Genomic DNA, 15,211 nt, shown 5'->3' with positions numbered 1-15,211 from the left:
ATTGGTGTGTTAGATGATGAAGGAGAGATGTATGGAAACGAAAAAGCAACAAGAGAAGAAGATACAGTATATTATTTGCCGTGTTTGCGGATACATCGAAACGGCAGATAAGGCAGATCAGCCTTGTCCGGCCTGTGGTTACCCAAAGACGGTTTGGATGGAGTATAATCCGCGCCGTTTGAATCCGACACGTAAGAAGTTATTGGATTTGCATTTACATCCGATTGCCGTACATTTCCCGATTACCGGTTCGGCAGGTACCTTGTTGGTGCCGTTGATTGCCTTAGTAGTACCTTACGGTTTATCGTATCGTTTGTTCGATGTGGTAACTTTGATTGCTATGATTATGCCTCTTTTGTCATTAATCGGTGCAGTTAGCGGTTACATCGGAGGCAAGTTGCGGTACAAGACGACTACGGCACCGTTGTTAAAACGTAAGATGTACTTGAGCATTGTTTATTTCCTCATTACGCTGGGACAGTCCTATATCGCCTTTTCAACCGGCGTGGGACCGGAAAATGCGTTGATTATGTCTGGGCTGGGATTGGTTTCGTCCGTTGTGGCAGCTGTTCTCGGGAAAAAAGGCTCCCATTTGTTTGCCGGTTTGCATGGACCGTATGTAGCCGGTTAACGAACGTCAATAAAATATGTAATAATGAGTGCTCTGATTCATGTGTTATAATACGTGATGGCAGAGCACTTAATTTTTTTATAGGAGTTGTGATAGATGCAGGTAAATAAAGCAGTACTGCAAATTTTTGATTTTACCTCGTCCTTGGCAGTGTATTCGGAAAATGAACTGCAAGTAGGCGAAGAGCATATACAAAATTATTTGCAAGCTCATGTGGATAAGGCATTTAGGGATCCCGGCGCTCGTACCGGCTATATTCGAGAAGAGAGTCATATAGGTCAGCAGCTGGCATCGTATGCGGCAGGTGAAACTTCGATGGTAGCATTGTCTAAAGCGATGGGGGAGCAACTGTTTAATTATATGAAGCAGGCTACGGAGCCGGTAGTTATGGATGGGATTTTCTGTGAAGCTGCCGGTGATGCAGGCAATTATCTGTGCTTACTTCTTTGCCAAGCACATGATGCATATACGCATCAACTGTTTAGCGAGGATGATGGCACATTGACGACGGAGCTGGTTGAGCATCGGGCAGTACTTCCCATGCCGACGCAGAAAATACGATCTTTTTTTGCCGTCAATTTAGAGAATTACAGTGTACGCGTATTTGAGCCTAAGGGAGAATATGACGGTGAGGTCGTGTATATTCTCAGCGATAAGCTTCTTGACATCGGAACAAATCAGTCGTCACGCGATACGGTGCGTAAAGTAAAAAATATCGTAAATCGAGTGGCAACGGCTCATGAGTCGGACGGCGTAGCAGAGATGGCCAAGGCGAAGGAAATCATTGCAAAGAACGCCGAGGTGTCCGATACCTTAGATCCGGTAGCTGTTATTGAGGATGTGTTCAGCAGTAATCCTATTCAGCAGGAAGCCGCTAAAAAGGAATTGGCCGAAGCCGATATGATGCGACCTTTACCGGTGAATCGTGAGTTTGCCGGCAAGCAGGGACGACAGCATAAGATAAAGACGGATACGGGCATCGAAATCAGCTTTCCCGTAGAATATATGAAGAACCGAGATTTTATTGAAATCGTTACGAATCCTGATGGTACGTTGCGAATCGAGTTAAAGAATATAAATAAAATTTCTAACAAGTGACGTCTGATAAAGGAAAATAAAACGCAGTAAACGAGGTATGAAGTAGGTATGAGTAAGAAGGATCACAAGAAAATAAATGCTATGCGTATTTTGGATACACATAAGGTGGCATACAATGTATTGGAATATGAATGGGAAGAAGGGCGCGGTACCGGTGTACATGCGGCGGAGGAATTACATTTGCCGGCAGAGCGTGTGTTTAAAACATTGGTTGGCCGCGGGGCTAAGACAGGACCGGTTGTTTTTTGTATTCCCGTAGCGGCGGAATTGGATTTGAAGCAGGCTGCTAGAATCAGCGGCAACAAGTCGGTGGAATTAATTCATGTGAAGGAGTTATTGGGTATTACCGGTTATATGCGCGGCGGCTGTTCGCCGGTGGGGATGAAGAAGCTTTTCCCTACATATTTCGATGAAACTATGGCGCAATTCGATGCGGTCTATGTCAGTGCAGGACTGCGCGGTATGCAAATTCAGCTGAATCCGCAGGAATTGGCAGAGGTGGTACAAGCACAGTTTGTACCGCTTACCATGTAACCGATTAGTCCTATGCAGTGAATCATGGAAGAGGATAATATACAGGCAATAGATCCGTATGTAGTATATGGTCAATAGAGAATGTACAATGTATTAATAATAGTGAAGACGTAATGCAAAGGAGGTCGCATGGCCAAAAAGTTTTATGCCGTACAACGAGGGCGTACACCGGGAATCTACGTGACCTGGAGCGATTGTGAAAAGCAGGTGAAGGGATATGCCGGTGCTGTTTTTAAATCGTTTCCCACGATGAAGGAAGCGGAGGCCTTTATGACAGGGGGCAGTGTAAGCATGTCCTTAGCCGATTATTTCGGATCACCTAAGGAAGCCGAGGAAAGAAGGATATTAAGCGGTGGCGTGCCTACGTCTCGTAAATCTATAGGAGAGAGTATATCCGACAAAACTGGAAAAGAAGAGGTCGCACCATCGACAGAAACTATATTGACCGCATATATTGACGGTAGTTTTGATAAAAGAACGGGGGCGGTAGGTGCCGGCGGAATTATATTCCGTGGCAATGAAGAGGCGGAGTTTTCGTTCGGTACTCGCGAATCCCTGTACACGGCGTATTGGAATGTTGCCGGAGAATTGTTGGCAGCACGGCATGTTATTGAGGAAGCCTTGGCAGGCAGATACGATGAGTGTCATATTTACTACGATTATATGGGCATAGAAATGTGGGCCACGGGCCGGTGGAAGGCAAACAATCCTTTAACGCAATCGTACGCTGCTTTTTGTAAAGCCGCAGCTAACAACGTGAAGCTAGTATTTCATAAGGTGGCGGCGCATACCGGCGTAGCCTACAATGAACGGGCAGACAGTTTGGCTAAGGCAGGAACAAAAAAGGTATAGTATGCGCATTGACAAGAATTATGTGAATAGTGGGAATATAGACTTCTAATGAGCATTTATTGGTTGCTAATGAACAAAAATACCGTTACAATGAAAAGGTAGCTATCATCATGATTGCTATGCAAATAATTAATAAAGGACGGTGACAGTTATGAAGAAAATCACATTATCATCGGGTTTTTCCTTTGATTATACAAATATAATGATGGATGGCGGCGTAGTACAACAGGATATCGAAGAATCCTTTGAACGGATTGCTAATGCCGTAAAGGCATCTGAACGTGTACGGCGCAGCGGCGTTGTAGACGGTCATCTTTCCAAAGACGGCGAGCCGGAGGCGGTGCTATTTCCTCAATTACCGTATATAGAGGAAGGGAATATTAACAGCCCAGCGGTGCTTCATCGCTTAGAGGCGCTGGGAAAGCATGCGCAGGCAGAGATTGATGCGGTAGTGAGCTTTGGTATCGGTGGCTCCTATTTGGGAGGCAAGGTGCTGTTTGATGTACATTGCGGCGAATTTTGGAATTCCATGAGTGCGGAAGAACGTAATCAATATCCGCGATTATATTTTAGTGGTAATAATGTAGACGGTGATCGCACGGCAGCACTTATTGATCAGCTTTGCCGTGAAGCACAGGCAAAGAGCGGTAACTACAAGGTTATGCTCATCGTCATTTCTAAATCCGGATCTACGATAGAGCCTATGTCTAATTTTATGGTAGTAGAGCAAGGACTGCGGGATGCAGGCATTGATTACGAAGTCATTGCTGTGACGGATCCTCATGAAGGCGAAAAGGAAACGCTGCTGCACAGCTTGGCAGTAGAAAAGAATTGGCCTATTTTTTCCGTACCGGACGGCGTGGGCGGTCGTTTCTCCGTGTTTACCGAAGTAGGTCTTATTATCGGTGCCGTGACCGGCTTTGCCATTCGAGAATTTTTAGATGGTGCCAAGTCTATGGATGAAGCGTGTCAGACAGGCATTGTTACAGAGAATCCGGCGTTGATGAATGCATTGTTAAAATATATTGCAGCAGAAAAATACGGTCGCAATATAGAAATTATGATGCCCTACGGTGATAATCTTAAGTCCTTATCGGAATGGTATGTACAGCTGTTGGCGGAATCTCTCGGCAAGGAGCAGAAGGATGGCAGTCGGTACGGTCGCACACCGGTGGTGGCCGTAGGTACGACGGATATGCATGCGCAGACGCAGGAGCATCAAGAGGGTCGATACAATAAAATCGTCAGCTTTGTGCGGATAGCAAAAGGAAAATCGGATTTCGTCGTACCGCATACATACGATACGTACAGTAAACTGGCTGCCTTCAGCGGATTACCCTTACATACGATTATGAATACAGCCTTGGAAGCTAACGCAGAAGCATTGACCAGCGATAATCGTTTTAATTGTACGGTAGAATTGCCGCAATTGAATGCATTTCATTTGGGTGAAATCATGTTCATGTATTGCTGGGCTATTTTCTATGAAGGTCAGCTCGCCGGCGTAGATGCGTTTAATCAACCGGGCGTGGAAGTGTATAAGAAGCTGCTGGGTCCTAAATTGGCAGCGCACAAGGAAGAAAAATAGGAGGCGTTACAGCTATGAAGTTATTGGTTACCGGCGGTGCCGGTTACATCGGCAGTCACACCGTGAAGGCTTTATTGGCAGCCGGTCACGAACCGGTGGTATTGGATAATCTATCGCGAGGACATGTGGCAGCCGTACCGGCGGGAGTTGCGTTTATTAATAAAGACATTGCGGATCCGAATCTGGCAGAACTTCTCCGGGAGGAACAGATAGAGGGCATTATGCATTTTGCCGCACATTCGCAAGTAGGCGAATCTATGGTAAACCCTGCGATTTATTATGAAAATAACGTGGTCGGTTCGTTTCGCCTTATCGAAGCAGCACGACAGGCCGGTGTTCGTTATTTCGTATTTTCTTCGACAGCCGCCGTATACGGCGAACCGGATGAGGTGCCCATTAAGGAAACAGCAGACTTGCATCCGACTAATGTATATGGACGTACGAAGCTTATGATTGAACATATGCTTCGTGATTACAGCTCTATTTACGGTATGCATTATGTAGCCTTGCGGTATTTTAATGCAGCCGGAGCCGACCATTCGGGTTGTATTGGTGAAGATCATACACCGGAAACACATTTGATTCCGCTTGTATTGCAGGCAGCGCAGGGAAAACGTGAGTCTATTACCGTGTTTGGTACAGACTATCCTACGGCAGACGGTACTTGTATACGCGACTATATCCATGTCAGCGATTTAGCGTCGGCTCATGTGTTGGCAATGGAATATTTACGTGACGGCGGCGAATCGCAGGTATTTAATTTAGGAACGGGCAATGGCTTTAGTGTTAAGGAAATTATTGATGCGGCTAAGAAAGTGACGGGCATTGATTTTAACGTGACTATCGGTGAACGCCGTGCCGGTGACCCGGCAAAATTGATTTCTTCTTCGGATAGAATTAAAGATATGCTGGGATGGAAGCCGGTAGCCAGTGAGGTAGAACAAGTATTGGCTGATGCATGGCGTTGGCATGAAGCACATCCTAACGGATATGATGACAAAGACTGATGAAGAATACGGAATAAACTAGCAAGTAGTGATTGTTCTACGGCAGAAGAGTAGTTTATTATAAGTGAAAGAAGATAAATAAGTAAAAGAAGGCAAAACATATGAATATAAAAAGACCGAACCGACAGGCAGTATGGGATATAGTAAAAAGAAAGGGCCGACTCCTGTGTGGAGCGGTCTTTTTATTTTGCAGTATTGGTATATACGGTTGGCAGGTAGGCGCGTTACATACTGTTTTCGGACATACATCGGCAGCAAATACAACGTCAACGATAGATGCACATAATAGAGGATACGAATTGACTGAGGGCAAACAGGTAACAGACGACGGAGAAAAAGAGTTAGTAAGCGTAGCCAATAGTCAGCGAGCTTGGCCATTGGAGAATCCCTTCGACGGAATTATACATCACGGAGATACGACTGAGAGTATGTCGATGGAATTAGTTCCGCTACAAGATAGAGGGGGAGAGAATACAGCAAAAAGACAGCGCGGAAGCAGTGAGATGAGAGTAGGAGACTATGTACAGGCGCTGCGGAGCCGGACACCACAAGCATTACAGGGAGATACTTCAACGGCGCCGAAGAAAAGCGTCTCCTCTTCTCGAAATAAAACGGTAACGCTACAAGGTATCGTAACCGGGGGACATCCGGTAGCACTTTTGCGTGTAGGTGAGCAGGAGGAAGCCTGCGGAGTAGGTGAAGGTGTAGGTGGTGTGCGTATTGTTTCTATTACAGATACCAGCGTTGTCATTGCCGACGGCACCGGTACGAGAAGAATATATTTATAGGAGATGGAATACATGGTAATCGGGTATGTACCTAAATCGTTAGTAAAGAAATTTATGTTCATTATGGTGGCTGTGATAACAGTGCTCCTGTGGGACGTGAGTACTACAGTAGAAGCCGCTGTAACAATGCATGTTAATAATGCCAATATAGCCGCATTAGTACGGGGGATTGCCAGATCGGAGGGGATTCCTATTATAGGGACAGAAACTTTATCCGGCGAAGTAACGGCTGACTTTAATCACGAAAGCGGTAAGGAAGCTATCTGTATGTTGGGAAAACTAAAGCATTTTTCCGTAACGGAAGAAAAGGGAATTCTCGTAGTAGATGGCAGCGGAATGGGAAGCAAAGAGGATCGACAGGCGCATATTGTTGTACCTAAGCATCTATCACCACCGGCACTGGCCGATGCATTGGCAGCAGTTATTGATACGAAACGGTGCCGTGTTATAAAAGCTACCAATCAAATTATGGTGTATGCTACGCCGGCCGAATGGCGTCGTATTACAGAGGTGCTGGATACGATAGATCGTATACCGCAACAGGTTCATATTGAAGCGGCCGTGGTAGCTATGGAATCTTCTTATATGAAGGAAGCCGGAATTGAATGGAGTTGGCAAAGCTTGACTGGGCATGGAGAAGACAGCACGCATGAATACGGCGCGATTACTTACGGTAAGCTGCTGCGAAGCGATAGGTACCACGTATTAGTAAAACCGACACTTCATGCGTCGGAAACGGAAGGTAAAAGTGTACTTATTACAAAACCATCCATCATGACGGTAAACGGAGAGGAAGCAAAAATTCTTATCGGTGATAAGCTGCCTGTATTGGTAGAAAATCGCGAAGACGGTGAAACGAGAACGACCGTGCGTTATGAAGAGTCGGGTATTCGATTGACCTGTACACCGTATGTTACATCTGATGGCAGTGTAGATGCGGATATCTTTGCGGAAGTCAGCAGCCCTTCCATGGTGTCCGAATTAAAGGCGTACAGAATTACATCACGAGAAGCACATACGCGTGTACATTTGCGACGGGGAGAAGTGTTGGTTATCGGCGGATTGATGGATAATCGCACGGGACGTCAGGAAAGTAAGGTACCGTTATTAGGGGATTTACCGTTGGTAGGTCATTTATTTCGCCATGCGCGACGTACGAAAGACAGCGTGGAGCTTTGTATTTTAGTAAAAGCCGATGTGATTCCCTCTGTCGGCTATGACGAGGGACCTTTACAATATGTGCCGGATAGAGGATAATTAAATAGATTGTGTAATGACGAGCAAGGAGGCAGGTATGGAGCGAATTCGTATTATAGGATTAGGTAAGTCCTTCGGCATACGTGAAATTTTTAAGGATATATCTTTTGAAATAAAAACCGGCGATCGTCTTGGGTTAGTAGGTCCTAATGGTGCCGGTAAATCGACATTACTTAAATGCATTATGGGGTTGGAAGAACCGGATGCAGGACAAGTAGTCATTGATGATGCGGCCAGTATCGGTTATTTGCAGCAGGATATTAGCCTCGGCAATGACAGTTTGGAAGAAGAAATACAAAAAGCTTGGCGTGATGTACAGCATCTGGAAGAACAACTACAAGAGGTGACGACACGGCTGGAAAAACAACCGGACAACGAACGTGATTTACAGCGATTAGCACACTTGCAGGAACGGTTGGAATGGCTGGGCGGCTATGATTATGAAGCACAAAGTCGTCGCATCGCTTACGGGTTAGGCTTTACCGATGAAGATCTTAAGAAACCGGCGGATGAATTTTCCGGGGGACAGAAGACACGCATTAACCTGGCCAAGGCATTGGTGCGCAGGCCGGAATTTCTTTTCTTGGATGAACCGACCAACCATTTGGATATGGATATGCTGGAATGGTTGGAAGGCTATTTGAGTGCTTATCGCGGCGGAATTCTTATCGTCAGCCATGACCGCTATTTTTTAGATCGCGTAGCGACAGGTATCGTCGAATTGGAGCATCATAAGGTTACCGTATATAAAGGAAATTACAGTCGCTATCTACAGCTCCGGGATGAACGTATGAAGGCGGCGCGAACGGCGTATGAAAAACAGCAGGAATATATCCGTAAGACTGAAGAGTATATTGATAAATACAGAGCCGGTATTAAGTCTAAAATGGCGCGGGGCCGACAATCCCAGCTGAATCGTTTGGAACGTCTGGAGGCACCGGAAACATCAAAGCACCTGCGCTTTACATTTCCGCCGGCTGCCGTCAGTGCCGACAAGGTATTGGTAGTAGAAGAAGTATCTGTAGGTTATGGCAACCGAGATATTATTGATGATGTATCTTTTACCGTACGCCGCGGTGAGGCAGTAGGCCTTATTGGGCCGAACGGTGCCGGTAAATCGACATTGGTCAAAGCGATTATGGGTGAACTGGTGCCGGAGATAGGGTTTATCGATATTGGCAATCGCGTGCAAATAGGCTACTTCTCACAGGAGCATGAGGAGTTACATGATCATTGGACTGTACTGGAAGAAATTATGAATAATTTTAATTATTCCGAAGAAAAAGCACGCAATGTGCTGGGCATGTTCCTCTATCGAGGGGATGATGTATTTAAAATGGTAGGCGATTTATCCGGTGGCGAACGGGCACGATTGGCTTTGCTAAAATTATTTTTGGAAGGAGATAACTTTCTCGTACTGGATGAACCGACCAATCACTTGGACATTCCTACGCGCGAAGTGGTAGAAGAGGCGTTGCAACGTTTTGAGGAAACCTGCTTTGTTATCTCCCATGACCGCTACTTTTTGGATAAGGTAGCCAAGCGTATTCTCGTCTTGGATGAAGGAAAAATTACGGAATACGGAGGTAATTTTTCCTATTACAAGGAAAAACTGCATGAGCAAGCGGAGCGTGAACGATTGGCTAACGAAGAGTCCGAAGCAGGCAAAAGACATCACGGTGCAAATGGTGGAGCGACTATAGCCGATAATGCAGCAGGTGTTAAGGGAGCAAAGACAAAGAGTTCTGTCGATACCGGTAGTGCTGAAGCAACACCGACAGGAGAGGTTAAAAAACCGAATGCGTATATGCAAGCAAAGCGTTTGACAGAAATAGAAACAGAAATTGCCCGCCTGGAAGCAACACTAAAAATGTATGAAGTACAGGTAGCCAATCCTGAAGTGCAATCAGATCCTGAAGAAATGGCACAGGTAGCTAATGCAATGGAAGAGGTAACTACAAAATTAGAAACTCTTTATGAACAATGGGAGGCCTTGGCAGAATGAAGGGACGATTTGCACCAAGTCCTACCGGCCATATTCATTTAGGCAATGCATGGATAGCGATGTTATCGTATATATCCACACGGCAACAGCAGGGTTCGTATGTGCTTCGTATGGAGGATATCGATTATGTACGAGCCAAGCGCAGTTTAGGTGAAGATTTACTGGATGATTTGGAATGGCTTGGTTTCGATTGGGATGAAGGACCGCGAACGGGTGGTCCCGATGGTCCTTACTGGCAAAGTGAACGCTATGATAGATATACGGAAATTTTGGACGCGTGGCAAGAAAAAGGTTGCATTTATCCGTGCTATTGCAATCGGGCACGCTTGCAAAGTATTGCGTCGGCACCGCATCCAGGAGAACCGCCTCATAGTTATGATGGGCACTGTCGTCATTTATCTGCTGATGAGAAAAAGGTGTTGCACAGTAAGAAAGCCCCTTCGTGGCGATTGTGCTGTGATACGCGAAGCGTATATTTCTATGATACTTGGCAAGGACCTCAGTTATATGAATTACAGGCAGCTACCCATGACTGCGTAGTTCGTCGGGCCGATGGTATGTTTGCTTATAATTTAGCGGTCGTGCTCGATGATGCGGCGATGGGGGTTACCGAAATTGTTAGAGGCTATGACTTATTGGACAGCACACCGATTCAGTTGTACATATACGATATATTAGGAAAGGAACCACCGGTTTATAAACATGCACCGCTTATCGTAGATAGCGAAGGGTATCGCTTGTCCAAGCGGCAGCAAAGTATTACGATTCGTGAATTAAAGGACTCGGGATTTAGTGCGGCTATGATATGGGGACGTTTGGCATTATTAGGCGGATTAGTAGATGAATCTATGCTGGGGCCGCAACGGACGATAACGTTGCCAGAGTTGAGAAATATAAAACTAAATTTTACAAAATTAAAATGCCCGTCTATAAGATTGACAAATTTCGATATTAAGGTATAATTAATGGCGTGAGGTGATATACTATGATGCCCCAAGAAGCATTGGAGAAAAAGGTTTGGGCTGTTATCGGTGCCACGGCACGAACAGAAAAATTCGGTTATAAAATTTACAAACATCTTCGTGACCATGGCTATACGGTATATCCCGTAAATCCGAATGTCACCGCTATTGACGGTGATGTTTGCTATCCGTCGTTACGTGCTTTGCCGGAAGTTCCACAGGTAGTTGATTTTGTTGTTCCCGAACGGGTTGGACTTGAGGCGGTTGACGAATGTCAACAGCTGGGCGTGGAAATCGCTTGGTTGCAGCCGGGTGCGGATACATCAGCGGTAATTACCAAGGCGAACGATGCCGGTTTAGCGGTTATAACGGATTGCGTATTAGTACAACTTAAGTAGCCGTAAGTATGACAGGCTTACAGCATGTGAATATAGAGTGACAGTAAAGGAGATATACACATGAGCGATGTAATTAAAGATGTAACCGTAGAAAATTTTAAAGATACCGTAGTTAATCATGAAGGCGTAGCTGTCGTTGATTTTTGGGCACCGTGGTGCGGCTATTGCGTACGTATGATGCCTGTATATGATGAGTTGGCAGCTAACTTGGGTGATAAGGTTGTGCTTGCAAAGGTTAATACGGATGAACAGGTTGACTTAGCAAAGGAATACCAGATTGAAGTATTACCGACATTCGCTATTTTTAAGAACGGTGAAATTGTCGATCGTAAAATTGGCTATGTACCGCTTAGCGAGTTGCAGGCTGCCGTAGAAAAATATTTATAATTGAATAGCGGTAAAGTGGATACGAGCTTTGCCAAGGTATAAAACATCATAGATTACAAATGAAGAAGCAGTAACGAATGGGATATTTTCTCGTTTCGTTACTGCTTCTTTTTATGTCTTATATTATTACGGGTGACCGGCACCTCTATCCTGTAATAGCTGTAAGAGTCGTTGATGTTTAGCACGATCCAGATAACGACTGGCAAGAATATGCGGAATAGATACGCCGATAGCAATACAAATAATAGTTGTTATTCCGGTTACACCGCTACGTAGTGCATGAAGAAGACTTTCAGTATCCAATGTGTTAATCGTAACAATTCCAAAAAGGAAACGATATAGCAACACGCCGGGGATCAAAGGTATAACAGAGGGAATGGAAAGTACCGGTGCAGCCGTTCGGAAGTAGCGACTTGCTTTCAATGCACAGATGCTGATAATAGCAGTAGCTAAAAAGGTAGCACCGGGAAGAGAAAATCCTAAGTACACCAGTAGGGTGTTGCGTATGGCTACGGCAATAAGTCCTCCCATGCCCACCAATGGTAAAAGACGGTACGGAATATTAAAAATAATAGAAAATCCTATGGCACCAACCACAGAAGCTGCTAACTGTAAAGGATATAGTTGACCGGGAAGAATACTCAGGCTGGTAAAATTGGACAGGCGATCAAAATATAATGCCATCGTTATACCGACTGTCATGCTGCCGACGATAAGAAAGGTATTCATAGCTCTTGTCATACCGGCCATGATATGATTGTTTATCATGTCATCTACCGCATTAATGAGGGGAACACCGGGAATCATGAATAAGGTACAGCTTATCATGGCGTAAATCATGGCACCGGAAGCAAACAGTGTGTGCAGTAGATAGGCGGATGTGGTAGCAGTGAAGGCAGCAGCCATGATACTGATATAAATATTGACTTCCCAGCGATTACAGAGTGTACGAACAAAAAATCCTATAATTGCACATAAGGTTGTAACCCACGCAGAAAGAATAGTACCACCGAAGAGCAAAGCAAATGCGCCACAGGCAAAACCGGCAGCTATGTTAAGGAGTCCGTGAGGATAACGCGGCGGTGTTTCGGCAATGGTTCGTAAACGTTTTTCAAATTCATCTAAGGTAAACGATTGCTCCAGCGCTTTCCAAGTTAGCTTACTCAGTACGGAAAGCGTTGTCATATTTACTCCGTGATGTAATGTTTTTCTAAAAACCGTATAGGCATGCGAGTCATCAGAAATATTTAGCATAATTGTAGTATATGAAATATGAACATGTACTAAATTTTCATTAATTCCCATATAGGCGGCAGCACGCAACATATCACGTAAAATCTGATTTGTGTTGGCGCCGTTCTCCATAAGAAGTTGACCCAGTAGAAGCAGGAGATCCATTTTTCGACGGATGTCGTCAAACGGCGTTTCCAATAGGGTCAACTCTTTTTTTGTATATACATTCATTACATACTGTCCTTTCTCTTTATTATCGTTTCTAAAGTATAGCATGATTAAGAGTTGGGCAAAAGAGCAATTCTTCTGTGAAAGAGAGGAGTCCGAAGATAACACCGTTATGGTGTGACAGATTATGAGGTGGTATGCAGTGGTACATAAGGTGGTGGAAAGTGGTGCCCAGTAGGCAAGCTGATATTATAGAAACGAAAAAATGAACAATTATATAGAACTAATATATTATAAAATAGTATGAATACAATAAAAAATTACATTAAATTTCAGAAAAATTTACAAATTGGGCTATATTTATTGTGATAAGTGGGGGATTGTGGTAGAATTTACCATATAGTGGGTGTGGAGAACAAGGATGGAAGGAGGCGAGACAACATGTTCATGGGTGAGTTTTCACATACGATTGATACAAAGGGTCGTTTGATTATCCCTGCGAAGATGCGTGAGCAATTGGGAGAGACTTGTGTTATCACTCGTGGATTTGATTCTTGTCTGGCCGTATACACCTTGGAAAAATTTGAAGATATGCGGGCTCGGTTAGCAAAGCTGTCCGATACCAAAAGCGGCGTACGCGCATTGAAACGCCTTTTATTCGGACGCGCTGCGGAATTGGATTTTGACAAGCAGGGGCGTGTTCTCATTCCCAATTCGTTGCGCACCTATGCCATGTTGAAAAAAGATGCTGTTGTAGTCGGTACCAGTGATCATATTGAAATCTGGAGCCGAGAACAATGGGATCGGTATAACGATGAAGTCGGGGGCAATTTAGAAGCGTTAGTTGAAGAGTTTGATGATATTATGCTGTAGAAAGGGGTCTTGTATGGAATTTCAGCACGTAAGCGTTTTATTGGAAGAAACAGTGACGGCTGTCTTAACAGATCCCGATGGCATTTATGTGGATTGTACGCTGGGCGGTGCAGGTCATTCGCATGCGTTGGGAGAACGCCTTAGCGAAAAAGGTCTGTTAATCGGATTCGACCAAGATGAAGTAGCGTTAGAAGTAGCTAAGAAGCGACTGTCCGATTTACCATGTCGGGTTATGACGATTCCCAGCAATTTTCGGTATCTTAAAAAGGAATTGGCTGAGCGGGGAATTGATGCTGTCGATGGTATTATTTTTGACTTAGGTGTATCCAGTTATCAGTTGGATACGGCAGAGCGTGGATTTTCATATATGAATGATGGACCATTGGATATGCGCATGGATCGGCATAATCCTCTATCGGCGGAAGTCGTTGTTAATGACTATGAAGCAGAGGAACTGGTTCGAATCATCAGAGAGTACGGTGAAGAGCGATGGGCTAAACGCATTGTAGGATTTATCGTAGATGCTCGGCAAAAAGAACGTATTACGACGACGGGACAGTTGGTATCCATTATAAAAAAGGCAATCCCGGCCAAGGCACGTCAGGATGGACCGCATCCTGCGAAGCGCACCTTTCAGGCTATCCGCATCGAAGTTAACCAGGAACTGTCGATTTTACACGATACTTTTGTGGATGCAGCGGAATTACTTACCCCCGGCGGTCGTATGGGGGTTATCACCTTCCACTCGTTGGAAGATCGAATTACAAAACAAACATTTAAAGAATTAAGTACAGGATGTATTTGCCCGCCGGAGCTACCGGTGTGTGTATGCCATCATGTAGCAACAGTGAAAGCAAGAAATAAGGCAATTGAACCTAGTGTGGAAGAGATAGAGCGTAATCCGCGTTCGCGCAGTGCCAAGCTTCGTGTAGCGGAAAAGTTATGATAGACAGGAGAGGATAGCATGTTGGTAGAAAAGGCAGCCTGGAAGATGAATTCGGCACAGCCCTATGTCGGTGACGTACAAAAAGTCAGGCGCCGGGATGGCTCTTTTCTGAGCATGTCTCCGGAGATGAAAGGGATATGCATAGTTGTCGGAATGATAGTGCTTTGTGTTATAATGTTACTGTTCATGCAGTCGATGAAAGCACGTACCGGTTATGAAGTTGTTCGTATGCAGCAGGAAGTTGTACAACTGACCAAAGCCAATGATGAATTAAATTTAGAAGTGGCAGAACTTAAATCGCCGACGCGTATACAAAAAATCGCGCAGGACAAATTAGGGATGGTATTACCGGACGCTTTCGTGTACAATAGCAAAGGTACTACGGTAGAACGTGACGTACAAGTAACGAAGCGTATTGTAGATTAATCTATGGTATAGAGCAGCCCTCAAGGGCTGCTCTCCTTGTTTGAAGTGGAGGTTTTAC

The 15,211-nt window shown here is 44.8% G+C and carries 16 protein-coding genes; 15 read left to right on the top strand and 1 reads right to left on the bottom strand.

The features are described 5' to 3' along the window. The first annotated feature begins 31 nt into the window (after nucleotides 1–31). The 12 genes from Q5873_RS05455 to trxA all read left to right on the top strand — a co-directional run bounded on the left by Q5873_RS05455 (nucleotide 32) and on the right by trxA (nucleotide 11,507). Nucleotides 32–631: a rubredoxin-like domain-containing protein gene (locus tag Q5873_RS05455; RefSeq protein ID WP_288759481.1), complete on the top strand. Its 600-nt coding sequence runs from the start codon at nucleotides 32–34 to the stop codon at nucleotides 629–631. Nucleotides 632–727: 96 nt separating this feature from the next. Beyond that, the gene (locus tag Q5873_RS05450) at nucleotides 728–1,729 is read left to right on the top strand and encodes a nucleoid-associated protein (RefSeq protein WP_303059711.1); all 1,002 of its coding nucleotides are present in this window, start codon (nucleotides 728–730) and stop codon (nucleotides 1,727–1,729) included. 48 nt (nucleotides 1,730–1,777) lie between these two features. After that, nucleotides 1,778–2,263, top strand: coding sequence for a Cys-tRNA(Pro) deacylase (gene ybaK / locus Q5873_RS05445; protein ID WP_303059710.1), 486 nt, complete (start codon nucleotides 1,778–1,780; stop codon nucleotides 2,261–2,263). 129 nt (nucleotides 2,264–2,392) lie between these two features. Continuing rightward, the gene (locus Q5873_RS05440; RefSeq protein WP_288300946.1) at nucleotides 2,393–3,115 is read left to right on the top strand and encodes a ribonuclease H family protein; all 723 of its coding nucleotides are present in this window, start codon (nucleotides 2,393–2,395) and stop codon (nucleotides 3,113–3,115) included. 151 nt (nucleotides 3,116–3,266) lie between these two features. Further along, on the top strand, nucleotides 3,267–4,703 hold the full coding sequence (locus tag Q5873_RS05435) for a glucose-6-phosphate isomerase (RefSeq protein ID WP_303059707.1): 1,437 nt from the start codon (nucleotides 3,267–3,269) through the stop codon (nucleotides 4,701–4,703). 14 nt (nucleotides 4,704–4,717) lie between these two features. Beyond that, nucleotides 4,718–5,710, top strand: a complete 993-nt coding sequence (gene galE / locus Q5873_RS05430; RefSeq protein ID WP_303059705.1) for a UDP-glucose 4-epimerase GalE — start codon at nucleotides 4,718–4,720, stop codon at nucleotides 5,708–5,710. A gap of 101 nt (nucleotides 5,711–5,811) precedes the next feature. Beyond that, entirely contained in the window at nucleotides 5,812–6,498 is a 687-nt protein-coding gene (locus Q5873_RS05425; RefSeq protein WP_303059703.1) for a hypothetical protein, read from the top strand. Between the two features lie 12 nt (nucleotides 6,499–6,510). Next, on the top strand, nucleotides 6,511–7,755 hold the full coding sequence (locus tag Q5873_RS05420) for a type II secretion system protein GspD (RefSeq protein ID WP_303059701.1): 1,245 nt from the start codon (nucleotides 6,511–6,513) through the stop codon (nucleotides 7,753–7,755). A 37-nt stretch (nucleotides 7,756–7,792) separates the two neighbouring features. Next, the gene (gene abc-f / locus Q5873_RS05415; protein WP_303059700.1) at nucleotides 7,793–9,760 is read left to right on the top strand and encodes a ribosomal protection-like ABC-F family protein; all 1,968 of its coding nucleotides are present in this window, start codon (nucleotides 7,793–7,795) and stop codon (nucleotides 9,758–9,760) included. Next, a complete protein-coding gene (gene gluQRS, locus Q5873_RS05410) occupies nucleotides 9,757–10,722 on the top strand; it encodes a tRNA glutamyl-Q(34) synthetase GluQRS (protein ID WP_303059698.1) in 966 nt (321 codons plus the stop codon). The genes abc-f and gluQRS overlap by 4 nt, the downstream gene beginning before the upstream one ends. Nucleotides 10,723–10,745: 23 nt before the next feature. Then, nucleotides 10,746–11,120, top strand: coding sequence for a CoA-binding protein (locus Q5873_RS05405; protein WP_288300957.1), 375 nt, complete (start codon nucleotides 10,746–10,748; stop codon nucleotides 11,118–11,120). 60 nt (nucleotides 11,121–11,180) lie between these two features. Next, nucleotides 11,181–11,507, top strand: coding sequence for a thioredoxin (gene trxA / locus Q5873_RS05400; protein ID WP_302225413.1), 327 nt, complete (start codon nucleotides 11,181–11,183; stop codon nucleotides 11,505–11,507). A gap of 126 nt (nucleotides 11,508–11,633) precedes the next feature. Here trxA and Q5873_RS05395 read toward each other — a convergent pair whose 3' ends face one another. Next, the gene (locus tag Q5873_RS05395; RefSeq protein ID WP_303059696.1) at nucleotides 11,634–12,971 is read right to left on the bottom strand and encodes a threonine/serine exporter family protein; all 1,338 of its coding nucleotides are present in this window, start codon (nucleotides 12,969–12,971) and stop codon (nucleotides 11,634–11,636) included. Between the two features lie 378 nt (nucleotides 12,972–13,349). Here Q5873_RS05395 and mraZ point away from each other — a divergent pair, with 378 nt between their 5' ends. The 3 genes from mraZ to ftsL are packed head-to-tail and all read left to right on the top strand — an operon-like array spanning nucleotide 13,350 to nucleotide 15,153. Beyond that, nucleotides 13,350–13,781 carry a division/cell wall cluster transcriptional repressor MraZ gene (gene mraZ / locus Q5873_RS05390; RefSeq protein ID WP_028255755.1) on the top strand — a complete coding sequence of 144 codons (432 nt, stop codon included), beginning with the start codon at nucleotides 13,350–13,352 and terminating at the stop codon, nucleotides 13,779–13,781. Nucleotides 13,782–13,794: 13 nt separating this feature from the next. Next, entirely contained in the window at nucleotides 13,795–14,727 is a 933-nt protein-coding gene (gene rsmH, locus Q5873_RS05385; protein WP_303059695.1) for a 16S rRNA (cytosine(1402)-N(4))-methyltransferase RsmH, read from the top strand. A gap of 18 nt (nucleotides 14,728–14,745) precedes the next feature. Continuing rightward, the gene (ftsL, locus tag Q5873_RS05380; protein WP_205087315.1) at nucleotides 14,746–15,153 is read left to right on the top strand and encodes a cell division protein FtsL; all 408 of its coding nucleotides are present in this window, start codon (nucleotides 14,746–14,748) and stop codon (nucleotides 15,151–15,153) included. Nucleotides 15,154–15,211 lie beyond the last annotated feature (58 nt).

Source organism: Veillonella magna (genome assembly GCF_959600285.1).
Lineage (GTDB): Bacteria > Bacillota > Negativicutes > Veillonellales > Veillonellaceae > Veillonella_A > Veillonella_A magna.
The sequence above is the reverse complement of the archived record's forward strand: the minus strand, read 5'-3'. Positions and strand labels throughout refer to the sequence as shown.